The organism is Nostoc sp. LEGE 06077, assembly GCF_015207705.1.
Taxonomy (GTDB): Bacteria; Cyanobacteriota; Cyanobacteriia; order Cyanobacteriales; family Nostocaceae; genus Nostoc_B.
On record NZ_JADEWI010000046.1, the window covers coordinates 32,171 to 58,091 of the forward strand.

The following is a 25,921-nucleotide window of genomic DNA, read 5'->3' on the forward strand; positions in this document are numbered from 1 at the left end:
TGATCCTGAAGTCTATCAGCAAGAATCTCTGGCAACATTTTTAACGACACGCAAAAGTTTTCCCCTCAATAAAGTCAGGGTGGGTAGTTCATGAAATACCACCAAGCCGCACTCGTTCACGACTTGGGTAACGAAAGCATAACTCAGATCTTGCACCTGATAAAAAGAGACAGTATTAACCGAAGAAGATGAAATAAAAATCACATCCAAATCTGAATAAGCAAATCAAAGTACTGAGATAATAAATAACAGATAAGATACATAAATTGACTGCTAACATACACAAAACAAGCAGTAATTAAATCTGCACAGAGATAATTTAAATTGATCAGTAAAAATGCGAAAAAGGGCGTATTAAACAATATAAACAGCAAGAACAATGGAAACAATTCTTGCCCACGCCCATTCTTTAATGTACACCATCCTAGCTTTGATGCCCACTCACTATCAACGAGATAGTTTAGAAGCAATGCTGGGATTATTTCTCGAAGCTCAAGGAAAACCTTTACCACATTACAGTAAAACTAAATCAGAAAGTGCTTTAAGCCGATTTTTGAATCATTATAATTGGTCTACTCGTCAGATAATTCGTCATCTGCGCGCCTTCGTGATTGAACTTATTTTGAACCAATCTACACTAGGACGGAAACCATTCTTACAAGTCATTGTTTTTTCTAACTACGTTAGAAAAAACGGGTAAATTTAAGACTTTTAACCACTTAATTACTGTTTAAAATCACAAACGTGGCTTGCATTTAGTTGTCTTGTATTTAGTTGTTGGACAGTGGCGTATTCCTTGGAATTTTCGAGTCTGGAGAGGTAAAGGTACAACAACTCCGGCTCAATTAGCTTTGAAAATGGTACGTCGCTTACCGAAACGACTTACTAGACCATTTCAGGTAAAAATCCTGGCTGATACTGCCTTTGGTACAGTCGAATTTATTCATGGTATTCGTCAACTTAAATACCACGCTATTCTGGGGATTGGTTGTAATCGTAAATTGGTTGATGGTCGTTCAGTCAAGGATTTGTACCATCGCGGACAGCAAGTTAGACTAGTTGGTTTAAATGTAACTGTTTCTGTTTCTTGGTATTATTTTAAAACTGATAAAGGTGTGTTTTTGAAGAGATATGTTATTTCTATAACACCCCTCAAGCCTTGCACCATCAATTGGTGGGGTAAACGACGTTGGCAAATAGAAGGATGGTTTAAAACTGCTAAACATCGCTTTGGTTTAGACAAATTTGGACAATGTACTCTCTTGGGCATTTATCGTTGGTTAATCTTATCTTTGACTGCCTTTTTTTTAGCACATTGGACTTATTTAGCTCGATATTATCCTCATACTCTCGATTGGGGTCAAGCTGCTTTTCTTGCTCTTTCCACTTTCTTCCCTGTTTTATTATTGTCTCTATTATTACTTGATATTGAACGTCTTCGACCTCTAGCACTTAGTCACGGAATTGACATTACTATTTCCAGGTGCAAGATCTGAGTTTCCCAGAAGTTGGCATCAAATATAGGTCAGCTTGGAAATGATGGTACTGTCCGTGTTACTGGTAAAATTTACGATTTGGCTCTGAATTTTGAGTCCAAAAATTTGGCGATCGCTCACAAAAACGGCGAACAATTTCTAGTTGTCAAATCTGGTCAAGTGCAGGTTAACAAATTAACTCCAGAAGTATTGCGGGATTTTGAGACTGCCAATAGTAAGCTTGATGAGGTTATCGAACGAAATCAAAAGCAAGCAGCAGGTTTCCAGAGATGAGATAGCGCAATCCTTTCTTAGTTGAGCGTAATGGCTAAGTCTGATTGTGTACAAGTGTAAATACAAATTCCTCTTTTTTCACAAATCTCTGTAATAATTCGCTAACGCTGAAATCTAAGCCGCATCACGGAAACAGCAAGTTTTTAGCAAAGGTGTTTTTAGCAAAGGTTTTTGATTCTGCTTAAGTTTAAATACTATGTTGCTTAAACATAACAAAAATTTTATGTTTAAGTATAATTACAGTCTATTTTGTATTAAAACGGATGTATATTATATTATAAAGCGATATTAACCGCTAATATGCAAATCATAAACATAATACATATTATTTAAGTCTTTTATTAATTTATGACAGTAATAGCTCCTTTGCAGACACAAATTAGATTTAACAAGACTAATCTCTATTTTATTAATGATTTTAACCAGTTAATTCCTCTGCCAAACTGGGCAATTTTTTTTATTAATTTAGGGGACTGGGTTGCACAAGCCGAAATTTTAAAAAATCGGTTAGTTGTAGGTCTTGCTATTCCTACTAGGAATTATGCCGCCGCTTTAGCAGCATTAGGTGTTGTGAAAGCGAGAGTTATTGTTCCCACTGAACGGATTGATAGCAATAGATATTTTGAACAACTGTGTAAGTTACCAAAAGGTACATCAGTTGTTTTTTATGATTGCAATAGGAGATATAAGGGTATCTATCAAGGTATAGATGAAACTGATGGTGAAAGGCGACTGCGAATCCAAAGAGAAAACAAAAGTAGTGGGGGTCTAACTAATCTGGTATCTGTTAAGCAATCCCATAATGTAGCAATTGCACAGAAGCCAAATATTAGTCTTCCTAAAAAGCAATCTGGCAGATATATTATTACTCCTAATGACTTTCTTGATGGTGTAATCGGTAAAGCTCATACGAGTGAATTCACCACAAAAACTCGGTTAGATTGTGCAGTTATTGGACGTATTAACACTCTCAAAAGTGAAATATTGGAAATACCATTTGCGAGTTTTTCATTACCATCTAAATCGAAAATAGGATCTTTACAGGATATCTTACGAGTACGTAAATTTTTATCAGAAGGTCAGGCTTATCGGTCAGAAATATTATCATCATCTGGTAGTGATACTCCAAAAACGAAAGATGGATTAGTACCTCATGTAACCATATTCGATGGCGCAACTGGCTTTATTAAATGGCGTGATGACTGGCGTAATTCCCATTGGATAATTTTACTTGAACGTACAGAACCCCATTTTAAAGAAGCAGTAGATATTATCGACACCGACTATATAAATCGTCAAAATTGGGAAGAAATACCGAATATTATTCCTGCTCCTTCTGGTGTAGAAATGGTCGTTTATCAGGAACCTTGTCAATGACTTATATTTCGTTATCAACGGTAGATGAAATTTACTCATGTAGCAGTGGTGCTAATATCTACCAAAATCGGTTAGAGCATCATAAATTTCGGATTTTTTGCCTGTCCTTGAAAAAATTTGAACAGTTACTCGGCGAAAATGCAGAGGAAGATTACTGGAAAAATTTTTTGCGACCTTTGAGACAGTATCGATTTAAATTGTGTGCAGCACCGCTGCCATTTAACCATCCCATAGCTTCTCAGCCAGACACTATTAAATCTTTAGAAAAGCAGTTGAAAAATTGCCAATCTATGTATCAATACTTTGCCTCAGCAGCAAATGAAATATTCAATCTTCTAGTTGATTTATCAAAATCTGATGATAATCCACTGCTAGATTTTATAGAAAAAAATTACCCAAATAACTCTTTAGTTATCAAAGAATCATATTTAATTCCCGCAGTAGAAAATGTATTATCTGCAAGCCATAAACTCAACAAAAATCTGATATTAGCACCATCTCAGTTACGCACAAATAGTTGTCATAAAAGATTAGTTGTTATAGGTGCAACAGGCTGGTTTCCTGATTACATTTTTACTGCGCCACGAACCTATGAAATAGACATAGTTCACTACAGTTGGATAAAAAATAGATGGCAGCCTAAGCCAGTATTTATAGCCTCTCCAGATAATGTAATACAATCAAATTTTATCTATTTGCCGATTTGTAACACAGAAGATGTAAATACAAAAACTACCGATATCTTTCAAGAAGACCATCTTCATCCAGATGAAATTATTCCTCCCAGCATAAACTGGATACAGGTGGCTAAAAGAATCTCTACTTTTCCGTCATCCATTGACGATGAAGAAAGTATCGAAGCACGCTTATTTTTATTAGAGGGAGAAATAGCTGTTTTCCTTGATGCTAATACTAAAGCACTGGTAATTGATTTGGTAGAAGATGGTGAATCACAGGTAAAAAAAGAATCGGTTACTGATATTGAAACAGGAATGTTTATTATTCTCCGCACGAATGGAGGTGGTGACTATATCATTTCATTAGCCAATCATATCTTAGGAGAACAAGCTCGAAATTTTAGAGAATTACAACAACTTTGGAAAACTCGTCTCAAGAACCAAGTTAGTTCGAGCAGTTTACGCGATATTAGCTGGAGGTTAGTAAACTTAGGTTCCAAAATGTCTAAACAAGAGCAAAATATTCGTAATTGGATGTCTAACAGAAATATCAAACCCCAAGATAAAGAAGATTTTAACGCAATATTAACTTTTGTTGGCTTAGGAGATAGATTAGAAGAGTTTCATGAAGCCGCAGAAGCAATTCACTGCGCTCATTGTCAAGCTGGTAAAAATATTCGTAAATTACTTCTACACAAAGTTCGTACTTCTAATTTACAAAAGCTAGAGCAAATAGGCAAAATGGATTTTGAACTTTCGGAAGCAGATGGTGGTAGCATGACTGCATTTCGGGTAGTGGATATTAATAGAGAAGTAATTATGCTTCCTTCTTCAAAAATTGCATATCCCTTTCAAATAGATGGTGAATTTACCCATGACTGAACATATAGAAAATAGAGACAAAATTATTCAAGCACTGCGAGAAGAGCTTGTAGGACCTTCACCGCAAGGAAAACCAAGAAACTGTTCTGGTGAAATTACTTTCAATTCTGATAAAGAAGGTTTCTATGATCCCTGGAGACAAGATAATGGCGAAGAAATTCTACAAAGAGATCCACCCAGAATAAGATATGGTGTTGGAGTCCTTTATCCATTAAATATAAAGTTAGAAAATGAGGATTTAACATCAACAAATTTAGAGAAAAATCAGACTCAAGATAATCCGCAAGAAGAGATAGAGATTATTACAGATGAGGTGAAGGAAAGTCTTGATAAAATTAAAGAACAGATATCTGAAATATCTGAAGATAATGCAGATGATTTTAACTTATCAGCAGCTAACGCATCTCAACCCAGTAGCATGGGGATAAGCTTTTTAGCAGAGTTTCCAGAAAAATCAGTTTTAGTAATTAAAATTTCTGATTGCGGTCGTTATTATCAGAAAAAAGTGAAAGTTGGTGGAAATGAAAGAACTTGGTGGTTGCGTAATCCTGTAAATTTTACAGCGGAGTTTGCTGCTGAAGAACTCTGCGGACTAAAAGAGAGAAAGCTGGTTAGAACTTCAGCAATAGATGGACTAAAACTTAATATTGAGGTGTTCTCTAGACCAGATCCAAAAAACAGAGAAGGCATACGTTTATTAACCGTTTGTCTAATTAATCGTACAGATGGATCTGGAGATGAAAATTGTTTATTTCAGGCAGGTTTTACAGTAACTATTGTTTCCGAAAAGGGTGAGGGGCATATATTACCTTATCCTAAACCAGATGTTTACCATCATCTTGAAGAACGCTCTCTATCGCTACTTTACCGCAAAATGGAAACCTACGCGGTAGGACATGGTTGTGCAGCTGATTGGGATAAAGAATCTATTGCTGGTAGAGTTAAAACTGTAACAGCAGAATGTTTTCCTACTTTTGAAACCCCAAGTATTACTCCTGATATTGGTATAGAAGTACCAATGGCTTCCTTGGCAGGGTTAGTACAAGATGATGATGGTTTTGCATCTTTGTCAGAAGTTGTGAGCCGTTATGAACAGTGGATTAAACTGAAAGAAGCTGAAATTTCATCTCTTGAGGCAGAATATCAAGATGCTGCTAATTGGCATATAGAAGAATGTACAAGAGCCGCTGAAAGGATGAGGAATGGGCTGGATTACTTACAAAATAATGCCCAAGCTAAAAGAGCATTTCAACTGACTAATTATGCTATATTACTACAGCAAATTTCTAGCCGCGATTTGCGTCAGGCTAACTATGATTCTACAGCAAAAAGATATAATTTTAATCCGACTTATCAAGCCCCTAATCCTCTAAAAACTAATAGCAATCGTGGCAAATGGCGGGCTTTTCAAATAGCCTTTTTACTGATGTCTATACAGTCAACATCTGAGGGAGAAATTCCAGAACGTAGCACCGTTGAATTAATTTGGTTTCCTACTGGGGGCGGTAAAACTGAGGCATATTTGGGCTTGTCAGCTTTTTCTTTATTCATGCGCCGCCTCAAAAATCCAGCGGATGTAGGCGTTAATGTTTTAATGCGATATACCCTGAGATTGTTAACTGCACAACAGTTTCAACGAGCTTCTGCGCTGATTTGCTCGATGGAATATCTACGCCGCCAAAATGAGACAGAACTAGGGAAAGAACCATTTTCTATTGGTATTTGGGTAGGTGGAGAAACTACTCCAAATAATCGAACAGATGCAGTATCTAAGTTAAACAAACTCCAGAGTGACCCATCGGCAGAAAATCCTTTCATTATCAGCCAATGTCCTTGGTGTAACGCCCAGATGGGGCGTTATCCAGGAAAACTTGCGGGTATGCCAAAAGCGTTGAATATTCTCGGTTATCAGCAAAGCCGTGGAACTGTTGTTTTAAAGTGTTCTGACAATGCTTGTGAATTCCACAATACTGGATTGCCAGTTTATGTAATTGATGAGGATATTTATGAAAAACGACCTTCTTTAATTATTGGCACGGTAGATAAATTTGCAGGACTAGCTTGGAGTTACGCACAAAAAGCAAGAGCCTTATTTGGAATTGGTGCAGATGGTGAGAGAGAAAATTCTCCACCAGCTTTAATTATTCAAGATGAATTACACTTGATTTCTGGGCCTCTTGGTTCAGTTGTCGGATTGTATGAAACTGTTATAGAGGAGCTTTGTACTGACAGACGCAATGGACAAGAAATTAAACCCAAAATTGTCTGTTCTACAGCAACCATACGCCGCTATGCTGACCAAGTAAAAGCACTTTATGGACGTGTAGATGTCGTGTTATTTCCACCACCAGGAATTGACGCTGAGGATTCTTTTTTCTCACGTTATGCTCGTAATAATCTAGATGGAACATTGGAACGGGGTAGAGTTTATGTAGGTGTCCACGCACCTGTTTTGAGGTCTTTGCAAACTGCCCAGATGCGTACTTTTGCTGCTATTTTACAAGCACCTGTTTTCCTTACTCCAGAGGAAAAAGATCCGTGGTGGACATTACTATTATTTTTTAGCAGTCTCAAGGAATTAGGAACGACTTTATCACTGTTACAGTCAGATATTCCTGGTTATTTAAGAGTAATCAAAAACAGGTTTGGTTTAGACAAAGATAAAACGCGTCGTCTGTGGCATATTTTGGAATTAACTGGAAGAATACGCAGCGATAAGGTTCCTGAATCTATTAGTAAACTAGAAGTTAGATGCGACAATACCAATAATCAACAACCTATAGATGTATGTTTAGCTTCTAATATTATCGAAGTAGGAGTTGATATCGACAGACTATCGTTGATGGCTGTAGTTGGTCAGCCCAAGACAACTTCTCAATATATCCAAGTAACTGGTCGTGTTGGTCGTCGGTGGTGGGAACGTCCAGGTTTAGTAGTTACTTTATATAGTCCCACAAGACCAAGAGATAGATCCCATTTTGAGAAGTTTCGTAGTTATCACCAACAGCTTTATGCTCAAGTTGAACCAACTAGCATTACTCCATTTTCTCCACCAGTTTTAGATAGAGCGTTACACGCTATTATGGCAACTTATGTGAGGCAAACTGGTGAGCAACAAACAGTTCAAACACCCTATCCTTACCCAAAAAATCTTATAGAACAGCTACGAGAAATTTTGATTCCTCGCATTCAATTAATTGACGAAGCTGAGGTAGATAATTTTGAGAAGGTCTTTGAGGAACGGGCTTCTCAATGGAAGAATCGGCAACTTATAAGCTGGGAGAGAAAGGGCAGAGATACTACTGATATACCTCTATTGAGGGCAGCAGGAGATTATGCCAGTCCAGAATGGCAACGTTATTCTTGGTCTACACCGATGTCAATGAGAAATGTAGACGCAGAATGTCAGGCAGAGATTACTAAGCTTTACTTAGAATTGTAAGTTATTTAATCCACATTCCTTAAATGAAGGAGCAGAAGAAAATGCCTAAAGGTCCAATAAGACGCGCTCAGTTGATTGCCCCTTTTGGTGTAGGTGCAATGGTGGTGGTAAGAGATGGCACATCTTTAATTACAGCTGGACTTGATCACTGGTACAAGAGTGAAAAAGATGGTAGCGAAGCTGATGATAAATCTGAATTTAGAGTAGATGAATGGCGTTTAGCCCAGTCTCTGGGAGTGGAACATTTTCGCTTACCCCCGGACTTTAGAAAACCTAACAAAGGCGATGGGGTGCTTAATGCTTATTTAACTGTCCCATTTTTACGTTTTCCCCAATGGCATTTTTGTCCTGGTTGCGATCACCTACAAAAGTTTCCTCTGACTGCCCGTGGTAAGGTTAAATGCCCAGAATGTGAAAGTAAGAAAAAAACTAAATACATGGCACAGGTTCCGATTATCGCTATGTGCGATCGCGGCCATATCCAAGATTTTCCCTGGCGAGAATGGGTGCATCGCTCAGTTAAACCGACTTGCGATAAAGCACTGCGACTGGTGGGAACTGGAAGTGCAACCCTTGCCGGTTTGAGTGTCCGGTGTGAGTGTGGCGCTAAACGTTCTCTCGGAGGAATTACGGAAGTTGATGGTGATGAAACAAGACTCAGCAAAAACTTGGTAGATAAGAGTAATAACTTGATAGATAAAAGTGATTCTTTATTTTTTTATTGTCAGTGTAAACGTCCTTGGTTGGGTACAGAAGATAGTGAACACTGCTCTGACCATCAGCTACGGGGTGCGTTGCGAAGTGCATCCAACGTTTATTATGCACAAACACGCAGCGCAATTTATCTGCAAAGAGGTAGTGGTGGAGAACTTGTTTCTCTTTTGGAGCAACCACCGCTTTCCAAACTTATTGAGAGGTTGTTGAGATTGGGTGATGAGATCACACCTGAAGTTCTCCGAGAGGATCGTCCTCTACTACTGCAAGATTTCTCGAATGAAGATATAAAAATTGCTTTGAAAATTATTTTATCAGATAAAGATGCCAACATTAATTACGATGATGTTGAAGGGGATGACCCAGAAACAAGTTTTCGTCGGCAAGAATTTAATGTTTTGAGAACTGAGCGTCGAGAAGATAATCTTAAAATACGGACGATAAAACTAAGTGATTATCAACCCGATATGGCGGATTATTTTTCTAAAATTATGTTGGTTGATAAGCTGAAAGAGACCAGAGTTTTAACGGGATTTACCCGCATATTACCGGAAACAGATCAACCTTTACAAGAATTACAATCTCTTTTATGGCGTAAGCCACTGCAAAAAGATTCATGGCTACCCGCTTACGTTGTTTATGGTGAAGGCATATTTATTGAATTTAACGAAAGCCGCCTCCGACAGTGGTTACAGAAACACGGCAATGGAATTTACTCCAGAATACAGCCCCTAGTAGACCGTTATCAAAAAATACAGGAGCAAAGGCATTTACGTAAACGCTCTATCACACCACGATTTATCCTATTACACACATTTGCTCACTTGCTGATGAATAGGTTGACTTTTGAGTGTGGTTACAGTTCAGCCGCACTGAGAGAAAGGCTCTATGTCTCAGATAACCCTGATGCACCAATGGCTGGAGTGCTTATTTACACTGCTGCTGGTGATTCTGAAGGCACAATGGGAGGACTTGTCAGAATGGGTAAACCTGATAATTTTGAGCCAGTAGTGCGCTCTTTACTGGAGGCTGCTAGTTGGTGTTCTGCTGATCCTGTATGTATGGAAGTTGGCGAAAGCGGGGGACAAGGACCAGATTCATGTAACTTGGCAGCTTGCCACAGCTGCGCTTTAGTTCCTGAAACAGCTTGTGAAGAGTTCAATCGTTTTTTGGATCGAGGTGTGGTTGTTGGTGATATTAAGAATCGAAACATCGGATTTTTTACCCGGACTCCTTAAACTGATTTTTACCTCTTTTTTACTTGCTTATTTCAAAATTTTAGGCAAATCCAACATTCTCACTCCCCCATCGGAAACCGCCGCATCATTTCCGCAACTGCCACCGCCTCACCATCCGGCGTGAACACAGTTTCCCCCGACATCGCAATCACAATCCTCTGCCGTCTCGCCCACTCAAACCAATCCTTCACAGCAGATTGAACCTGTGCAGATTCCGGCTTCCTGCCTTCCTTACAAGCCGCAACAAACACAGCCTCCGGCGACTTGATTCCTTTCCAAGTTCGGATCGCCTCTTTCAAATAAGCGATCGCTCCCGGTACATTTTCCCAGCACCGCCTAACCGTACGTTGAATCTCTGCATTGAGTCGAAACTGCGGAGTGCAAGGTATTTCTCGTAACTGTTGCAGCACTTCTTGAATCTCGTGTTTACTGGGCTGTATTGATTTTTCTACACGGTCAAAAGCGCAATCATCATCACCAGCATCTTCATCACAAAAATTCGACTTAACCGGAGCGGCGGAAGAACGATCCTCATGAGTATCTGTCTCGGTAGTCGAGTCAAGGGGTTCTATGTCTTCAACGAAGTGAGTAATTTCGGGTAGCTCTGATTCTGGGGTTTGACAAACCCCTTCCTGATCACATTCCAAATTCTCACTTTCCAAGTCCTCATTTTGTTCAAGCTCAACAGCAGAGTGTTGTTGTGGCTTTGAAACTTCTGGATGGGATCTGTGGTATTGTTCTACAGCGAACGTCGAATGTTCAGTTTTGCACCTGCCATGTTCCAGCAGCTTATTCAGTACATCGAAGTTGAATTTATACTGCCATGTCCGATCTTGACCGTTACCGGGATTCTTCTGCTTGGAGATAATGCCCATCTCGTCAAGCAGAGCGATCGCACTTCGGATGACATGAAGGCTATGCTCACCCATTAGGTCACGATAGATTTTCTTGAGGGGCTGGTATATCCAAGCAGTACGGTGGTTCTTCTGTTTCCACTTTGTCCAATGCCGGAAATACTCAATCAGCTTGGCCGCACAGAAGTTACCAGTGATATCAAGATACTCCCGGCGCAATATTACCAGGATAGAAAACCTTTCAGTAGATGCAATGCTACTCATATTTCACCTTCTATATTTGTCAAAACTGGCAGGGTTAAAACGGCATATTTTCTTGGTCTTCTTCTGGGGCTTGTGACCAAAATTCTCGAAGTTGTTGGCGTTTAGCTGCCTGAAATTGCTGTTTCTCTTCGGGCGATACTTCACCAATCAATCGCGCTACTTCATCGCGTTGCCTCTGCTTCATTTGTTCAGTGTTCACAGCAGGTAAAGCCAAGGTTTCATTTTTTGTAGATGGTCGAAAGTTGCGGCGACGGAACAAAAACCGGAAATGGCGTTTATCTTGCGGGGGTAGACTTCGCCATACATCCTCATTCCATCCTGGTGGAATAAAGTCAGATGATGGGGGCAACAGGGTTTGAACTTGGGCTTGCAATTGAGCGATCGCCTGTTGCATTGCCGGAATAGCTTGGAGCAATGCTAACTGTTCAGTGTTAAGTGATTGCGGAGTATAGCCAGTTTGTGACCAGATAAATACCCTTGTTCCGGCTCTGGCTACCATACGGTAATTGTTAGCTGCGGTTTGTTTACCTTTATATTTCCGGGCATCCATCGCGTAGTATTCCAGCACTGCATGACAAAGTTCGTCAATCACGAACAAGCTATTTTGGCTATCGTTCGTTATGAGCCTCCAGTCATTACCAGCTAAATGTTTCAGCGATTCTGATAAATCGTTTGTTATGGGGTCAGAATCACGAATCTTGTTGAGCAATTGGGTAATGGCGGGTTGGTCTACACCGCAAAAATTAGCCAATGCAGTTACGGTCATGCCGCTTACCCCGTCGTTAGTGCGGGTGCAAAATCCTAATTCGTCCTGAATTTGAAATGTAATTGCATCCATAATCAATTCCTCTAATTTTTGGCGCATGAAAATATCAGCAGCAGTTGAGCCATGCTGCATTCAGTCCTTTTAGAGATGTGAGCGCGAGTTTTATTTACTGTTTTGTTTCTTGCCAGAACCGCAACTCGTCCTTGAAGTAGCGGTCAGTCTTCTTGGGCTTGTCTTTCCAGTGATACCAAGCCACCCAGACTTCATCACCCATGTCTTCGATGACTTCACCTTTAGCGTTGTACAAAGCACAGTAAATGTCGGCATGGGCAACAACAGACCCAAGCCCCATCACTTCGTCATCAGAAGAACCAGACTCGGTAAGGGCTTCTTCAGGAACCAATGGTTCCGTAATTGCTGAAGATTCGGCTTTCTCAAGGGCAGCAATTAACTCCGTCTCTTGTGGGGTCAACTCTGCCCAGTAGTCGTTTTTGATAACCTCGTATTCTTGGGCGACCTCTAAATAGTCCCACCAGCTACACCCAGGCTTGGACAACACAGCCCGAATATCGCTAACTGCTTGGGGTAGTAGTTGCAATTGCTCGGCTCGATATGCGATCGCGCTCGGTGTTGGTTCACTACCGAGGATGATTGCAGCAGCTTCTAATGCTTGGGTATTGTTCATGGCTGTAGCCAGATTACCCAAGGCAATACCCATCAACCGCAAGCACTCCTGAGCATTTTCTCTCGGTGGTTCCTGTGCCAGCGATCGCAGATCAATTGTTTTATCTAGCGATCGCTTAACCTCTTTGTTCAATGCCTTGGTTGCTTGCTTGGTAAACGTTTCTTCCCATTGTTGGGCAGGCCGTTCTTGTACAGCATTTTCTAGTTCCTGAATCCGTTTTTGCAACCGTTGGTTCTCCAGTTCTAACTGCCTTAGCCCTTCCAACTCGAAAAGCCGTTGCTGTAGCTGGATGTTTTCTTTTTGCTGGTGCTGAAACAGGTTTTGTAAAGCGGCCAGTTGTTCTTGTACCTGTTGTTCAGCTTGGACTGTTGCTTCTGAAAGCAGTCCAACCCTCAATTCTTGCTCCAGTCGTTCAAGTTCCTGCTGATGCTGTTGTTTGAGTTGGGCGATCGCTTCGGCGTACTCTTTGGGGTAAGTTCGCTCAGGGATAAATGACTCAACTGCTTCTTTACTCAAATCCGCATTGTTGACCAGTTCTCTGCTACCATCCTCAAACGTGACAATCTGCTGTCTTTGATTGGGTGGGTCGGCTGAGATGGTTCCTGATTGCCCGTGTCTTGGATGAGTTGGTGATGTAACCGTGACTTTGGCAGATTGGGGAACCAGTGGTTCCTGGATTTGAGAAACAATTGGTTCTTCAATTTTAGGAACCATTGGTTCCTGACTTTTTTGCCGTGGCAGACGAGGAACTACTTTATTTGCAGCTGCGGCAAAGTCTGATTCGCTGGGTGAGGGGTTTTCAGAGAGCGCGATCGTAACGGCTTGCTTCAGTTTCTCTGGTTCCTTGACTAATCGCATTAACGAACGGGCTTGACGCTCGTTTTTGATGTGTTCCCCCAATTCATCGGCTGTATCCTTAACTTTCTTGGCTCCCAGCAGTTGATTGATTCGGCGGTATCCACCCCAGGCGGATAACTCAGCTTGGCAGTATTCCTCAAAACTTTGATAGCCAGCTTCACGATAAAGCTGATTGTCACGCATTTGGAGAATCTCATCAACGGCTTGCCACTCGAAGCGGTCTATAGCCGTGAAGGTTTCTTTGATGCTGCTGTTGAGAATGCTGTAGCTTGGTGGTGATGTTGTTTCGCGGTCTAGTGTCAGCATGATGATTGCTCACTATGGGGTGCTAGAAACAGCTAAGGATGTCATAAACGCCAAAGTGAGCATCTAGCCCGATTTTAGACCATGCCAAAATTGTGTCAGCATAATAATTAGCTCACTTTTTTTGAATAGATTGAGCGAAGCGATCGCAGTGCTTCCAGGCGGGCGATCGCTTTCAATTTGAACGGATACTTTTAGTATCCACTGCTGTTAATATAGCACTGAGAGTATCTAAATGGGGCAAAAAATTATGCTGATTTTGGCATCAGCCGCACCGTATGTCAGTTGGGGAGAAGGGAGAGCAAAGCTATTGAAAGCTTTACTCAAAGCAAAATTTGGCACAGAGATTTCTTCGTATCAAGTCCATAAAATTTTAGTAGATGCCGAGTTAGAAGGAATATCTATTGCTTATACTAAAAAGCTTCTAGGCGATAGTGGTAAAAATAATATTGCTCAAACAGTAGCTTTAGAAAAAGTAATAAAGATGTGTAAAGTATTAGAAATACCAGTAGATGAGTTAGTGCCTTTATTTGAAATAGAAGCACCAACAAATTTTATAGATCCGCTTGACTTAGATACTAGTAGTAGCTAAAATAGAAGTACAAAAACAAAGACGACCGCCTGCCTGAGAAACATTGCGATCGCCTTTTACCCTTTGATAAGGACTTCTATTATGCCTTACACAATATATAGACAGCAAGCAGTAGATGAGCAAACCCTAGCTCAAACAGAACTCAATCAGTACATTGCTGACCAAGCCCAGACAATCGCACCTGAAGAATACACTAGCCTTGGAATCGACTTTTACAACCACGAGATTTACGCCAACGGTCAATTAATAGCTCAAATTACCTACGATCACCGTGATTTTGTAACGCAAAGATGGCTGGTGATGGTCAACAACAAAGAAGAATTTCGCGCTGATGCTTGGGGTAGGTGCTACCGCTACATCTGCACACATCACAAAGATGGCACTTTACCAGTACAAGAACCAGAAACCCCAGCCGCTACAACTGGTAACGAAATCATGGTACAGATTTTCGACGAGTGCGAGAAGTATGGCTACTGCCTTGATGATGACGGCATTTACTCCAACGGCGAGAAACTGGGCGAAGTTGGTTTGACCGATGGTAAATGGTGGTTCATCCGTGCTGATGATGTTCAGTCAAAGAAAACCTTCTGTGATTCAGCTTCAGATGCAGTTTGGTGGCTGTCAGTAGATGGTTTTTTAGTTGCTGCTAATGCGCTTGATGAATACTTGCAGTACAGACCGCTTGAGCAAATGCCATCTGGGGAGTTAAAGCATCTGCTGGATAGTGCGGAGTTCGTAGCTGCGTAGCACTAGGAAACGGAGCAGGGAGCAGGGAGCAGAGGGGAAAGATTCACTTCCTTGCACCCTGCACTCCAACTCATCCAATGACGTAATCAATTATACCAATCTCTTCATCAATACAATCATGGAACCCACCATCTCAATTCCTCCGGGTTGGCGTTACCCTCGATTTACTTTTGGACAACGGACAGAACGTGGACAAATAATCGGACTCAAGTATTACGCCGAGGACACATATTTAGCTGAAGAATATGGTGCGGGGTGGCGTTATATTATGCTGCTTGACAAGAATCATGAAGATGAAAAAACCCAGCTTGAGGATGAAATAAAACTGCTTTCACCACAGGAATTAAAGACCGTTTTAGAGGCAGAAATTAACAGCTATTTGCGCCAAGTTGAATCATTAAAGCACGAATTGAACGCAGTTGGCGTAAGTTTCGTAGCTGCTAACTCGACAGTTGAAGAAACCACCCAACAGCCCCAAGAAACGCGTTATCCATCTCTACACGATTTGGTTAATGGTGCAAAGTTCCTCATTCAAGAAATTGCTAAACACCCTGATTATCTAACACTTGGATATCAGCCCGACCTGACTATTGGCGATGCTGAAACTGCGCTTTCTTATCTGGAATTGGAACTCGAACCGAGCCAAAGTCCTGCATTAGAAATTTCTGATCAGGGCTAAAAATAATCGCCTGAATGTCACTCCAGGCGGTTTAGGAGAAAGTGCGAGATTGTTCAGACACCACATTACGACAAACATCACCACACCGTAGTATTCACCAACACAAACACCAAATATGGAAACCCTCAAAATCAACAACAGCGTTTTTCTTATTCCTCCCAGCCAACCCAAGCTGCAAGCGAACTGCGCTAAGGAGTATGGGCAATTTCTTCTCGATTGTCCTCCCAAGCTGACAATCTGGAAGCACAACAGGGCGGATACCTCAAAGGAAACAAGGCGGATTTTGCGTAGACGCTTTGCGGCTTGTCTTTGACATCGCCATCTCACGTCCTGACCGCCCCATGACAATTAACGAGAACTTCACCAATGAAGCGTTTACAGAACTGTGGGTGATTCCTGTGACTGGTGGACTCAAAGACCAGTTTAAAGGGCCAGCCTCAATGCTGCTTTCTTTTCTGATGCACCGCCGGAGTAAGGATTCGTTTGCAGGGCTGTACAACCATTTCGCGCATCGTGCATTCCAGCAATGGTGCGAAGAAGGAATGCCGGGAGATCCAAGGGATTTCTGCTACGGTGCGATCGCTTCAGTGTTACGAAACTATATCTTTGCTGCTGAGTTCCAAAAAGTTGATGGGGCAAAAGGTACGTATTGGTTTATTCAGTGGTCTTACCGTAACCCACAGTCTGATTTTGAAAAGGACGCACTGGAAGCTGCTGAAATGATTCGCTCTGGTGCAGAATCGGGGGCAACTATTCACTGGGTTACAAACGAGACTTACGAGCGTTGGGCGTTAAATGCAGAAATTAGACCAGCACTACCAGCAGTTTCGGAAGCAGAGGCACGGGCATCATTGCAACCGCAGAATCAGGCAGTTGTGCCGAGTAAAAGACGGTAATTAAAAACTCGTTAATTCATGGGGTTTTCAATTGCTGATGTGAAAACCCCGCTCTCATAACGAGACGAGGTAACGCTAGTGATCGTAGTTTCGATATTTTTACAGTACAGCAAATAAACAGTTAAAAAGTGTTTACCAAAATACAAGGCATACTCATTATTTTCAAGTATTCAATGATACTCATTCCCAAATGAATACAAAATACATGAAACAACTAATAGGATTTACCCCCATCGCTGCACTGCCAGAATCAACTGCGGCTTCTACCAAACAACAATTACTAACCACAATTGATTGGCTGCAAAAAGAAGGTGCAGCAAGTGAAACAAATCTCAATCTTTTGATAGCAATTGCTCAATCAATTCTTTGGTCTGAGGAATCGTACATCAGATTTTTGCAATGCGGTTTTGATGCGGCGATTGAGTTATTTGATGAAAGTTCTCAGAATTGGGATTTTGAAGAAGCAATGTTATCACGCCACAATCCCAGGAATTGGGACGAGTACAAGCAATTAAAGCAAGCACGGGCGGTAGAAACATAAGCAATCAGTATTGAATATCAGGGATTAAATTATGAGCATCAAATGGACTGAGCCGGAACTAGCAACTCTCTATGAAATGGCAGAAACACACACAGTAAAACAAATAGCTTTTCGCCTCAAAAGACGCGGTTTTCATCGTACAGAATTAGCTATTGCTAATAAGCTCTATGCTTTGGGGTATTCTACACGCCCCACACTCGATAACTACAGTTGTAGTGAGATTGCCAGAAATCTTTGTCTACATCCAAGCACGATTCTTTACTGGATAAAGCAAGGTTGGTTGAAAGCAAAAAAACGTTCTGTTAGCTGTTATCAAGTCAAAAGTCGGGATTTGAAACAGTTTTTCAAGAACCCTCCAAAGTCGATGCGAAAGCGGATTGCGGCGATAGATCCGCAAGTGGTTCGATATTTGGTTGGTTAATTGACTTTGCAAATAGCATAACTCAGTAGTTATAGAGGTTGGATAAATGCTGCTAGGTTTTAAAACTGAATTGAAATTAAACAACAAGCAGCGTACAGCGTTTTTAAAGCATTGTGGGGTGGCAAGACACGCTTGGAATTGGGGGTTAGCTTTAACTAAACAAATATTAGATTACAACAAAGCTAACCCGACAGAGAAGATTAAGTTTCCAAGTTATTTTGATTTGTGTAAATGGTTAGTAGCACTGGTAAAACCTGAATGTCCTTGGTATTATGAATGCTCTAAATCCACTCCACAACAAGCACTGATGGCATTAAGACTTGCTTGGGATAGATGTTTTAAGAAAGTGGCTGGAGTTCCTAAGTTTAAGAAAAAAGGTAAACGAGATAGTTTTACTTTAGAGGGAATAGTCAAAATTTTAGGTAATAACAAAATTCAAGTTCCTAAAATCGGAGTTTTAAAAACCTATGAGCGATTGCCTCAAGTTCAACCTAAGTCAGTCACAATTAGCAGACAAGCTGACAGATGGTTTATTTCCTTTAGATTTGAAGTAGAACCAACTTCTACTCCTAAAGCTGTAGAGTTTGTAGGCGTAGACCTTGGTGTTAACTATTTAGCTACATTGTCAACTAGTGAGGTATTTAACGGTGCAAAGAGTTACAAAAAATATGAGCAGAAATTGTCTCGTATGCAATGGCTGAATCGTCGTAAGCAAGTAGGCTCTAATAACTATAAAAAAGCTCAATTAAAAGTAGCTAAATTGCATCGTAAAATAGCCAACAGTCGCAAAGACACATTGCACAAAATCACGACCTATATCAGTAAAAACCACGCTGTGATCGGGATTGAGGATTTAAATGTGCGCGGGATGTTAGCAAACGGTAATTTAGCTAAAGCTATTGCGGATATGGGGTTTTATGAGTTCCGCCGTCAATTAACTTACAAGTGTGAACTTTACGGCTCAAAACTTGTAGTAGTTGATAGATTTTACCCCAGTAGTAAAACTTGCTCTCGTTGTGGAACTAAAAAAGAAACTCTGTTGTTGAGTGAACGTAAGTTTCATTGTGAACATTGCAAAGTCACAATTGACCGTGATTTAAACGCCGCAATTAATTTGTCCAAAGCTGTCAGTTAGACAGTGTTAGCCTGTGGACTGGATAATGCCGACATTGCCAGGGTAAAGCAGGAAGTAAACGTCAAACTCTATTTGGTACAAGTTATCTTTTCTAGAAAAGTCTAAATAGGTAGATTTGAGTAAGTTTTATGTAACGGTTATGATACGGTCAAATTTCTGGTTGTGTGTCTGTTGTAGACGACTGGTAAATTTGACGCAATTGTGAAACATTACTGGATGTTTCTATCCTTGACAATATAGCTTCCAGCACACTTATATCTTGGATAGATTCGATTTCAGGTAATAAACTTTGACCAGTTTCCCCAAATTTGAGCTTTAATCCCAAGGCTAAACTCTTTAACAGCACCTGCCTAATTTGATTTTGGCTTTCCTCAATCCCTTTTTGAAATCCAATTCGCTCAACGCTGGTAATGTATTGCATACGTCTAGACTCCTCAAATTTCCGAATTTCTTGCCAAAACTCTTGCTCTAACTCTATCGGTAAAGTTAGCATCCAATCAATAAACCCAAATAGGTTTAGAATATCTTCGCGTTCAAACCCTTGTTCATAAAGTCGCCGCACCAAAACTAATTTCTGCTGTTTACGCTCAACGCGATTATTCCGTGTCTCAACCGCTTTCAGATGTGCCATTACTACTGTAGCAAACGGGTTATGACTAGACTCAAGCTCAGACAACCTTTGGCTGTAGTCTACCAACTTGATCACGGGGAATTGGAAATTTACGCTACACCCAAACAACTCGTAACCAAACTGATTTGGTCGCCAGTTGACACGCTCATCACCCAAAATCGCCAAGGATGCTACTGACCGCTTATATCTATCATATATGCGATAGTTATAGGTGTACATTCTTCTCGGAAGGTCAGAGTCTTCCTGAGCCTGAACTTCCAGATGTATCAGTACCCAGCTTTCTTCACCGTTCTTGAGATATATTTTTACCAACTTATCTGCCAAATGCTTCCCCAGTTCAGCATCACGAACCACCTGTTCTAATTCCTTATCCAAAAACTCTGGTTCTTTTGTCCAATCTATTTGCTCATAAGCTTGGGGGAAGAAAAACAGCATGAAGTCTTGAAAATACAGTTGTAGTATTTGCTTCCAAGGCGAATCATATTCAGTCTGGGGATTTTCATTTGTCATCTTTGAAACGCTAGAAATTAAAACACTAATATAGTACATTAATACTATATAGTGAGCAAATGAATTCTATGCAACAAGTAGTTAAACAAATTAAAGAACGTAGAAAACTTCAACTCCAACGGCAAGATATTAAATACGAACTTTGGCGTTTAGATGATACTGAATTTAGGAAGCTAAGACGAAAAAGTCTTCCTATCAAAGACGATTCTAGGTTTTATATGAATTTTTATTTATCAGAGCGAAATAATAAAAATAAGCTTAATTTGGCTGAATTATTCGTTAGCTTAACAGATTTATTAGGTGATAGTGGTGATTGGATTGATGATTGGAAAGGCTCTTTTTCTTTTCCAGTATTATTAGTTTTAGAAAAAGAGCAAGGTAATTTTTTTTATTTGATGGATATATATGACAATCGCGGTACGCTGTACTTCAGTATCTACAGAGTCTTGGAATCCGATGTAGAAGGCTACGATCATCAAATGGCTCGTGAACCTTTTGAGCTAGAATTTTCTCGTCAAGAGATCAACTATTTTATCAGCTATTTTTATGGATATCTCGAAGGACATTTCCATAGTAGAAAATCCTTGATATCATCTGAACAATTCTTTAAAACAATCGGCTCAAATCATATTATCTATGGTTATCAAGATGGAAAATATTTTGAAGAATGTTATGAAGCTCAAGAAGCATATCAAGCAGCTATTGAACATCTAGAATCGATGGGTATCTGCTCTAATACATCACAAGATGTCAACAGTATTTTGCAGACAATAACTAGCGAAATAGTCTAAAAATAACTGTCTAACTTTGTTCAAAAACTGATGGTCTTTCAATAATGAACCATTCATGATAGAGAATTGCCAAGAAAAACTTTTCGCCTTTAACGCGATCGCACACTGCCATAAATCCTGAAAAGAACGGATCGTCGTCATAGGTTGTATCAGATAAAAACAGCGTTACAGAATTTTGGTCTCCACTCCAAATGCAACGCAATATACTAATATTCGGGTGATGTGATTTATCTACAGGTAATAATACGGAACATCCTTCTACTTCCATAAATTCTGGCTCAGAATATCTAAAAACCGATTCCCAATCTTCTGGGCCTTCGTGTTTTTCAATAATTCTGTCCCACCTAACGCCGCTTATTTTTTCTATAGTCTCGGCTGGTAAATCTGCAATCTTCATTTTTTGAATCCCCTAAATAGTTATTAGTCTTGAAATTTATTGCAATACTCTATTGCTCAGATTTAAATTAAGATTAATAGATATTCATGTATTATTATTTAGGCATCTTATATTTTTATCATTCTTTTAGCCTAAAAAAATTATAAAATTTCTATGCCTCGACGAACCACCACATCTTCATCTAGGTCTACTGTTGCAACCGGACTGGCTCTGTCTGAATTACATCTGCGCTTACAATTTTTAGAAAAACAGCACCAATCCATCCTCAAGCAAATTAAAAGAAAGCGGACTGAACTTCATAACTTTGTCGAAAGGGCGCGTTCTTTAGCCACAGAAGTAGTGAATCAGGCTACTCCCAGCTTCCAAAAAATGGCTCAACTCGACCAAGAAATTCATGCCTTGTTTGAAACTATCTTTGCTACTCGAAAATTTGGTAAACAAACTCTTAAGAAGATACAAGCAGTTTATCGTCAACTACAGTTTGCCGGAATTATTAGTATAAAACCCAACACAAGCCAATCAGGGGCAGAATCAAACGAAGAGTTCTCACCTACGGAAGAAGATTTCTCCACTCAATCTACCGAAAATTCTCATCAAAATCAACAGTGGCAAGCACAAGAAACCACGTCATTTGGGGCTGGGGCTAGAACCGAAACACAGCAAAAAATTCGCTCCACATTTTTGCGGTTAGCGGAAATCTTTCACCCGGACAAGGCACAAGATAGCGAAACACAAAAATATCATACCCAAATTATGCAGGAGATCAATATTGCTTACCGAGAAGGAGACTTGGCAAGGCTGCTAGAAATTGAATCTCGTCAACAAGTTGGTGAAGTTGTTAATCTCAATAATGAAGATGATTTAACTCGCAAGTGTCGCCATTTAGAACAGCAAAATCAAATTCTTCAATCTCAATATGAAAATTTGAAACGGGAACTACGTTTAGCCAAAAATACTCCTGAAGGAGCAATGGTTTCTAGTTCTCGTAAAGCTGCAAAGCAAGGCATTGATGCTGTAGGCGGGATGGTCGAAGCAATCGAATCCCAAATTCAAGCTGTTTCTCAAATCCGGGATTTTGTTAAGGATTTTCAACAGCAAAAACTAACTATTCAAGAATTTCTTGCAGGCCCAGTTTCCCTGTATTCCTCTGAGGAAGAATTACTCCAAGATATTTTGGAACAGATGTTATCACAATTGACTTGATAAGAACTTGTTGATTAACAAACTCTTGTACAAGTTGGCTTTCTTAATTGCGAATTGCGAATTGCGAATTGCTATTAGTCTGGTAGCAACTTAGAATCCCAAATGTAAAGTCCTTTTTCTTCTGGCACTCTAGAAAATCTGCCTGAGCGATAACCCCGTGACAATTCATTTAGCACTCCTGGTCTGACTTGTTGCAATTGCTCAGGCGTGAGTTCTCCATATAGTTGCTTGACAACTTCAGCCACATCAAAAACTCTTCTCGGATTTTGTTCTAATAACAAACTAATCGCATCAATCACGAATTTTCCTTCAAATTCGCCTTTCATGGGAATGAGGTTCGCTTTTGCATGAGGATTAGGTTTTTGGGGTTTAGTTTGGCTAGGCTTGGAAGCAACATCAGAGCTAGTATCTTCTTTGACTTGCGGCTGTGATTGTTTACTTTTCTTTTGGCTAGGCTTGGAAGAACTTTCTTTGCGACGAGAATTGAGCAGTTTCAAATCTATAGTGTAGTAACCTGGTTTCCCTGGAACTAGCGACCATTTACCGCTTTCTCTTCCTTGGGTCAGCGTTGATTGAACTCTACCTTTGACCACTTTCCAAACTTTCGGCTCTAACTCCCCATACAGAGATCGCACCACAAAATCTATATGACATACACTACCTTTATGCTGCTGCAACAACCGTTCAACCGCTTCTATGCGTCTTAGAGAGCGATATTCATCCAGCATCGAAATTTCTTGCCCATATAAGGATTTATCTGGCGTAGTGCTGGTTTCTTCTTGCTTGGTAGACTCGGCAACTGGGGGTTCATCTTCTTGGGGTAATACCTCAGTCGTACCCATTTGGGTCAATTCACTTGCTGCTTCTAGAGCGCTGTCAGTATTGTCTTTGGTGTCGCTTTCTTGAGCAGCATTATCTTCTTCTGTTATAACGCTTGGTTCTTCCGTATTAGTAGACTCCAGAGTTTGTGTTTCAGCTTGAGAACTATCAAAGCTATCATCTGAGAATACATCCTCTTCTGCCGTAACTATTGGCTGAGTTTCTTCTAATTGCGAGTTGACATCTTCTTGATTCTCAGTAGAAAATGCCTCTGCTTTTATGTTGTCTACTGGTGATAATTCATTATCCTGAGTTTCTGATAATTCTGCTGCCGTTTTCAAGACATCAACGCTATTACCATTGCTGCTTTCTTGAGTGGGTACGGTAAATATTTCTTCTGCTACTTCTCTAGAAAAGCCATTGCTATCCACCTCTACGGTCAAAGGCCAGTTAGATAATAATGCTTCTACATGAGTTAAGTTGTCTAATGCTTCTCGATATAATTTTCCGTACTCTTCTACCAGTGGCGCGTAATAGTTTCTTATGGATAATAAGGTCGAGAGAAATTTTTCTGGGGGCGGCTGTATCTGCATCTAGATATCTATCGAGTTTCAATCAGAGTGTTAGCGCTATCACGGGCGTATTTGTTGCAAGTATGTTGTTGATGCGAAGTCAATTGCACTTTGAACTATTGTGTAATCTCAATCACATCTGGGCTGCTTAATGCACAATTAACGCATGATAGTGCTTCACTTTTCTAGCTTATCTTTTTTGCGATGGCTATATCTACTTGAACATCTCAGTTGCTCACAGATGGGTGGCTGTGGGTTGTTTCACCCAATCATCAACAAGAGTAAGCGGGTGTTTGTGGCAAGAGCGATGTCTGACATTTTCATTTTCGCTTCATTAAAGATAAGTTTTTGAGAAACTTGCTTCGCCAAGCATGAGCGAAAATTAGTTTACTGGAAACATCCTCATGTTCACTAAAGCTATTTCAACAACTGTTGTTATTTCTTGGTTACTTCCCCAAATAGCACAAGCCGCTATTAATCGAGATACTTTGGGAGGAGGCGCATTAGGAATTGCACAATGTCAACATCTTCGCGGTGAAAAAACTAAGGTTATTTGGAGAGTTATTGTCAACGACTCCAACAAACCAATCAATGCCACACACTTCAGTTTTCAAACAAATGATGGATTGGTTAGAGAAGTTTATGGTACGGTTGTTCCGACTTTGGATTATCAAACAACAGAAATCTTTGAGGGATTAAAACAAAAAATTATAATTTCAGGTGAAGCTTATAATATTCGCCTATCAGGTATTCACCGATATTCCTTGAGAAAACCTCTAACTGTGCAGTGCGACTAAAATAAATTATAGGGATAGATAAAGCTATCCCTATAATTTATTCATGGATTAATTAAAAAAATGGCAATTTTAAGTAATGATATCACAACTGGACATATTCGCATTGGCTCATCAAGCCTAATTGATTTTGCCGTGTGGGTACTTCTTGTTGACGGACTTCATGTGCCTCCTTTCGACAAACATGGTGAGGGTAATCGAATTTTGCAGAGTCAGGGACTAAATGCAAAATTATGGCATGACTGGCTAAGGCTGATACTTATTCACCATGATAATCGCCTTGAATGGCACGTACCAAATATTCATGAAGCTACCGAAGAAAATGTAAAATCATTTCAAAATGTTTTAGAGCTTAATAATCAAATACATAATGTTATCTGCAATGAAGAATGGCTTAGTGAACAGCAACGATACTATTTAGAACAACTAACCCAACAAGAGAACAGCTATCAAGAAGCGCTCTTCGATTATTCAGGTCTAGATATCAGTTTAGTTAAAGAAAGCACTCCTCCTCAATTATGGACAGGAAACAAGGCAATTCCAGAAATTCTAACTCGGCTCTGGAATGAATATCACCCCTTGAAATATTCAAATCAATTTCTTAGTGATATTTTACTAAAACCATCACTAGGGCAGGTAGAATTAAATCCCCCAACTAATAACTACAGAGAAATTTATTTGGTAGACTATCCCTATGAAGTAGAAATATTTGTTCAACCTATCTTCTGTATTGTGAGCGTTCCTAATCTTCCGATCAATCAAAGTCAATTAGAATCAAGAATTTTTCAGATAATCCAAACCTCAGAAGTTTCAACAGACAATTGTTAATACTCTCAAGTAGCATAATAATATTTTTCTGTATTTAATGGATTACTCAACCGCGATTCAAACGCTCAAAAATTCAGATCCAATCTTGGCAAATTTAATAGCGATAGTAGGAGATTACAAACTATCCCAAGCACAACAAACGGGAGATTTACTGTTTTCGCTGTCACGGGCAATTCTTTACCAACAATTATCTACTAAAGCTGCTGCTGCCATCCATAATAGATTTTTGCAGCTTTATTCTGAAAACGTCCCAACAGCTTTAGATATCCTCAATACCCCAGATGAGGTTTTAAGATCTGCTGGTATTTCACGTCCTAAAATTTTATATTTAAAAGATTTAGCTCAGAAAGTTTTACTTGGATTGCCTAGCTTGGAAGAATTGCAAACAATGGATGATGAGAAGATTATTGGGAGCATCCACTTTTGGCAGAAATACTCAAATAGCAAGTAAACCATTAAGATAAGCACAACGAACAGAGAGGATGTGATTAACACTCTCAACATTCCACTGTGCGCCAGAAATTTTTATCCTAGCG

At 40.0% G+C, this 25,921-nt stretch carries 25 protein-coding genes; 19 read left to right on the forward strand and 6 right to left on the reverse strand.

The features are described from left to right. Positions 1–379: 379 nt before the first annotated feature. The 7 genes from IQ244_RS32680 (at position 380) to drmB (ending at position 10,099) form a co-directional block, all read left to right on the forward strand. Complete coding sequence (locus tag IQ244_RS32680) at positions 380–700, forward strand: transposase (RefSeq protein WP_228059107.1); 321 nt, start codon at positions 380–382, stop codon at positions 698–700. 49 nt (positions 701–749) lie between these two features. Beyond that, positions 750–1,496 carry a transposase gene (locus IQ244_RS23600; protein WP_228059108.1) on the forward strand — a complete coding sequence of 249 codons (747 nt, stop codon included), beginning with the start codon at positions 750–752 and terminating at the stop codon, positions 1,494–1,496. 12 nt (positions 1,497–1,508) lie between these two features. Further along, on the forward strand, positions 1,509–1,769 hold the full coding sequence (locus IQ244_RS23605; protein WP_193898501.1) for a hypothetical protein: 261 nt from the start codon (positions 1,509–1,511) through the stop codon (positions 1,767–1,769). Between the two features lie 348 nt (positions 1,770–2,117). Continuing rightward, positions 2,118–3,146: a hypothetical protein gene (locus tag IQ244_RS23610; RefSeq protein ID WP_193898503.1), complete on the forward strand. Its 1,029-nt coding sequence runs from the start codon at positions 2,118–2,120 to the stop codon at positions 3,144–3,146. After that, positions 3,143–4,705: a hypothetical protein gene (locus tag IQ244_RS23615; RefSeq protein ID WP_193898505.1), complete on the forward strand. Its 1,563-nt coding sequence runs from the start codon at positions 3,143–3,145 to the stop codon at positions 4,703–4,705. Before IQ244_RS23610 ends, IQ244_RS23615 begins: the two co-directional genes overlap by 4 nt. Further along, positions 4,698–8,147 (forward strand): helicase-related protein, encoded by a 3,450-nt coding sequence (locus IQ244_RS23620; protein ID WP_193898507.1) that lies wholly within the window; start codon positions 4,698–4,700, stop codon positions 8,145–8,147. The genes IQ244_RS23615 and IQ244_RS23620 overlap by 8 nt, the downstream gene beginning before the upstream one ends. Before the next feature lie 41 nt (positions 8,148–8,188). Then, positions 8,189–10,099, forward strand: coding sequence for a DUF1998 domain-containing protein (gene drmB / locus IQ244_RS23625; protein WP_193898509.1), 1,911 nt, complete (start codon positions 8,189–8,191; stop codon positions 10,097–10,099). Between the two features lie 59 nt (positions 10,100–10,158). On the opposite strand, the gene IQ244_RS23630 is transcribed toward drmB, so the two are convergent. From IQ244_RS23630 to IQ244_RS23640, 3 genes are all read right to left on the reverse strand, one after another. After that, the gene (locus IQ244_RS23630) at positions 10,159–10,746 is read right to left on the reverse strand and encodes a hypothetical protein (RefSeq protein ID WP_228059109.1); all 588 of its coding nucleotides are present in this window, start codon (positions 10,744–10,746) and stop codon (positions 10,159–10,161) included. Positions 10,747–11,251: 505 nt separating this feature from the next. After that, positions 11,252–12,115, reverse strand: coding sequence for a KilA-N domain-containing protein (locus IQ244_RS32685; RefSeq protein WP_228059110.1), 864 nt, complete (start codon positions 12,113–12,115; stop codon positions 11,252–11,254). A gap of 34 nt (positions 12,116–12,149) precedes the next feature. Then, complete coding sequence (locus IQ244_RS23640; protein WP_193898511.1) at positions 12,150–13,832, reverse strand: hypothetical protein; 1,683 nt, start codon at positions 13,830–13,832, stop codon at positions 12,150–12,152. Positions 13,833–14,064: 232 nt separating this feature from the next. Between IQ244_RS23640 and IQ244_RS23645 the strand changes: the two genes are divergently transcribed. From IQ244_RS23645 to IQ244_RS23675, 7 genes are all read left to right on the forward strand, one after another. Further along, on the forward strand, positions 14,065–14,421 hold the full coding sequence (locus tag IQ244_RS23645; RefSeq protein ID WP_228059111.1) for a hypothetical protein: 357 nt from the start codon (positions 14,065–14,067) through the stop codon (positions 14,419–14,421). 81 nt (positions 14,422–14,502) lie between these two features. Next, entirely contained in the window at positions 14,503–15,168 is a 666-nt protein-coding gene (locus tag IQ244_RS23650; RefSeq protein WP_193898513.1) for a hypothetical protein, read from the forward strand. Positions 15,169–15,286: 118 nt separating this feature from the next. Next, complete coding sequence (locus IQ244_RS23655; protein ID WP_193898515.1) at positions 15,287–15,847, forward strand: hypothetical protein; 561 nt, start codon at positions 15,287–15,289, stop codon at positions 15,845–15,847. Positions 15,848–16,143: 296 nt separating this feature from the next. Next, positions 16,144–16,743, forward strand: coding sequence for a hypothetical protein (locus IQ244_RS23660; protein WP_228059112.1), 600 nt, complete (start codon positions 16,144–16,146; stop codon positions 16,741–16,743). 205 nt (positions 16,744–16,948) lie between these two features. Then, positions 16,949–17,284: a hypothetical protein gene (locus IQ244_RS23665; protein WP_193898517.1), complete on the forward strand. Its 336-nt coding sequence runs from the start codon at positions 16,949–16,951 to the stop codon at positions 17,282–17,284. A 31-nt stretch (positions 17,285–17,315) separates the two neighbouring features. Further along, complete coding sequence (locus IQ244_RS23670) at positions 17,316–17,705, forward strand: hypothetical protein (protein WP_228059113.1); 390 nt, start codon at positions 17,316–17,318, stop codon at positions 17,703–17,705. A gap of 46 nt (positions 17,706–17,751) precedes the next feature. After that, on the forward strand, positions 17,752–18,840 hold the full coding sequence (locus IQ244_RS23675) for an RNA-guided endonuclease InsQ/TnpB family protein (RefSeq protein WP_193898519.1): 1,089 nt from the start codon (positions 17,752–17,754) through the stop codon (positions 18,838–18,840). Positions 18,841–18,988: 148 nt separating this feature from the next. Here IQ244_RS23675 and IQ244_RS23680 read toward each other — a convergent pair whose 3' ends face one another. Further along, positions 18,989–19,981, reverse strand: a complete 993-nt coding sequence (locus IQ244_RS23680; protein WP_193898520.1) for an Rpn family recombination-promoting nuclease/putative transposase — start codon at positions 19,979–19,981, stop codon at positions 18,989–18,991. 68 nt (positions 19,982–20,049) lie between these two features. Between IQ244_RS23680 and IQ244_RS23685 the strand changes: the two genes are divergently transcribed. Then, positions 20,050–20,772 (forward strand): hypothetical protein, encoded by a 723-nt coding sequence (locus IQ244_RS23685; protein ID WP_193898521.1) that lies wholly within the window; start codon positions 20,050–20,052, stop codon positions 20,770–20,772. A gap of 10 nt (positions 20,773–20,782) precedes the next feature. Here IQ244_RS23685 and IQ244_RS23690 read toward each other — a convergent pair whose 3' ends face one another. Then, complete coding sequence (locus tag IQ244_RS23690; protein ID WP_193898522.1) at positions 20,783–21,169, reverse strand: hypothetical protein; 387 nt, start codon at positions 21,167–21,169, stop codon at positions 20,783–20,785. Between the two features lie 153 nt (positions 21,170–21,322). On the opposite strand from IQ244_RS23690, the gene IQ244_RS23695 reads away from it, so the two are divergent. Beyond that, positions 21,323–22,372 (forward strand): J domain-containing protein, encoded by a 1,050-nt coding sequence (locus IQ244_RS23695; protein ID WP_193898523.1) that lies wholly within the window; start codon positions 21,323–21,325, stop codon positions 22,370–22,372. Between the two features lie 74 nt (positions 22,373–22,446). Here the strand turns inward: IQ244_RS23695 and IQ244_RS23700 are convergent, their stop codons facing one another. Beyond that, positions 22,447–23,784, reverse strand: coding sequence for a hypothetical protein (locus IQ244_RS23700; protein WP_193898524.1), 1,338 nt, complete (start codon positions 23,782–23,784; stop codon positions 22,447–22,449). Positions 23,785–24,167: 383 nt separating this feature from the next. On the opposite strand from IQ244_RS23700, the gene IQ244_RS23705 reads away from it, so the two are divergent. The 3 genes from IQ244_RS23705 to IQ244_RS23715 all read left to right on the forward strand — a co-directional run bounded on the left by IQ244_RS23705 (position 24,168) and on the right by IQ244_RS23715 (position 25,836). After that, the gene (locus tag IQ244_RS23705; RefSeq protein WP_193898525.1) at positions 24,168–24,560 is read left to right on the forward strand and encodes a hypothetical protein; all 393 of its coding nucleotides are present in this window, start codon (positions 24,168–24,170) and stop codon (positions 24,558–24,560) included. 60 nt (positions 24,561–24,620) lie between these two features. Next, complete coding sequence (locus tag IQ244_RS23710) at positions 24,621–25,385, forward strand: hypothetical protein (RefSeq protein WP_193898527.1); 765 nt, start codon at positions 24,621–24,623, stop codon at positions 25,383–25,385. 85 nt (positions 25,386–25,470) lie between these two features. Further along, positions 25,471–25,836: a hypothetical protein gene (locus IQ244_RS23715; protein ID WP_228059114.1), complete on the forward strand. Its 366-nt coding sequence runs from the start codon at positions 25,471–25,473 to the stop codon at positions 25,834–25,836. Positions 25,837–25,921 lie beyond the last annotated feature (85 nt).

What these genes read in the sequence shown, in the direction of transcription:
- IQ244_RS32680 (WP_228059107.1), top strand. Translation starts at nt 380, where the DNA reads ATGGAAACAATTCTTGCCCACGCCCATTCTTTAATGTACACCATCCTA.
- IQ244_RS23610 (WP_193898503.1), top strand. Translation starts at nt 2,118, where the DNA reads ATGACAGTAATAGCTCCTTTGCAGACACAAATTAGATTTAACAAGACT.
- IQ244_RS23615 (WP_193898505.1), top strand. Translation starts at nt 3,143, where the DNA reads ATGACTTATATTTCGTTATCAACGGTAGATGAAATTTACTCATGTAGC.
- IQ244_RS23620 (WP_193898507.1), top strand. Translation starts at nt 4,698, where the DNA reads ATGACTGAACATATAGAAAATAGAGACAAAATTATTCAAGCACTGCGA.
- drmB (WP_193898509.1), top strand. Translation starts at nt 8,189, where the DNA reads ATGCCTAAAGGTCCAATAAGACGCGCTCAGTTGATTGCCCCTTTTGGT.
- IQ244_RS32685 (WP_228059110.1), bottom strand. Translation starts at nt 12,115, where the DNA reads ATGCAGCATGGCTCAACTGCTGCTGATATTTTCATGCGCCAAAAATTA.
- IQ244_RS23640 (WP_193898511.1), bottom strand. Translation starts at nt 13,832, where the DNA reads ATGCTGACACTAGACCGCGAAACAACATCACCACCAAGCTACAGCATT.
- IQ244_RS23645 (WP_228059111.1), top strand. Translation starts at nt 14,065, where the DNA reads ATGGGGCAAAAAATTATGCTGATTTTGGCATCAGCCGCACCGTATGTC.
- IQ244_RS23650 (WP_193898513.1), top strand. Translation starts at nt 14,503, where the DNA reads ATGCCTTACACAATATATAGACAGCAAGCAGTAGATGAGCAAACCCTA.
- IQ244_RS23655 (WP_193898515.1), top strand. Translation starts at nt 15,287, where the DNA reads ATGGAACCCACCATCTCAATTCCTCCGGGTTGGCGTTACCCTCGATTT.
- IQ244_RS23665 (WP_193898517.1), top strand. Translation starts at nt 16,949, where the DNA reads ATGAAACAACTAATAGGATTTACCCCCATCGCTGCACTGCCAGAATCA.
- IQ244_RS23670 (WP_228059113.1), top strand. Translation starts at nt 17,316, where the DNA reads ATGAGCATCAAATGGACTGAGCCGGAACTAGCAACTCTCTATGAAATG.
- IQ244_RS23675 (WP_193898519.1), top strand. Translation starts at nt 17,752, where the DNA reads ATGCTGCTAGGTTTTAAAACTGAATTGAAATTAAACAACAAGCAGCGT.
- IQ244_RS23680 (WP_193898520.1), bottom strand. Translation starts at nt 19,981, where the DNA reads ATGACAAATGAAAATCCCCAGACTGAATATGATTCGCCTTGGAAGCAA.
- IQ244_RS23685 (WP_193898521.1), top strand. Translation starts at nt 20,050, where the DNA reads ATGCAACAAGTAGTTAAACAAATTAAAGAACGTAGAAAACTTCAACTC.
- IQ244_RS23690 (WP_193898522.1), bottom strand. Translation starts at nt 21,169, where the DNA reads ATGAAGATTGCAGATTTACCAGCCGAGACTATAGAAAAAATAAGCGGC.
- IQ244_RS23695 (WP_193898523.1), top strand. Translation starts at nt 21,323, where the DNA reads ATGCCTCGACGAACCACCACATCTTCATCTAGGTCTACTGTTGCAACC.
- IQ244_RS23700 (WP_193898524.1), bottom strand. Translation starts at nt 23,784, where the DNA reads ATGCAGATACAGCCGCCCCCAGAAAAATTTCTCTCGACCTTATTATCC.
- IQ244_RS23705 (WP_193898525.1), top strand. Translation starts at nt 24,168, where the DNA reads ATGTTCACTAAAGCTATTTCAACAACTGTTGTTATTTCTTGGTTACTT.
- IQ244_RS23710 (WP_193898527.1), top strand. Translation starts at nt 24,621, where the DNA reads ATGGCAATTTTAAGTAATGATATCACAACTGGACATATTCGCATTGGC.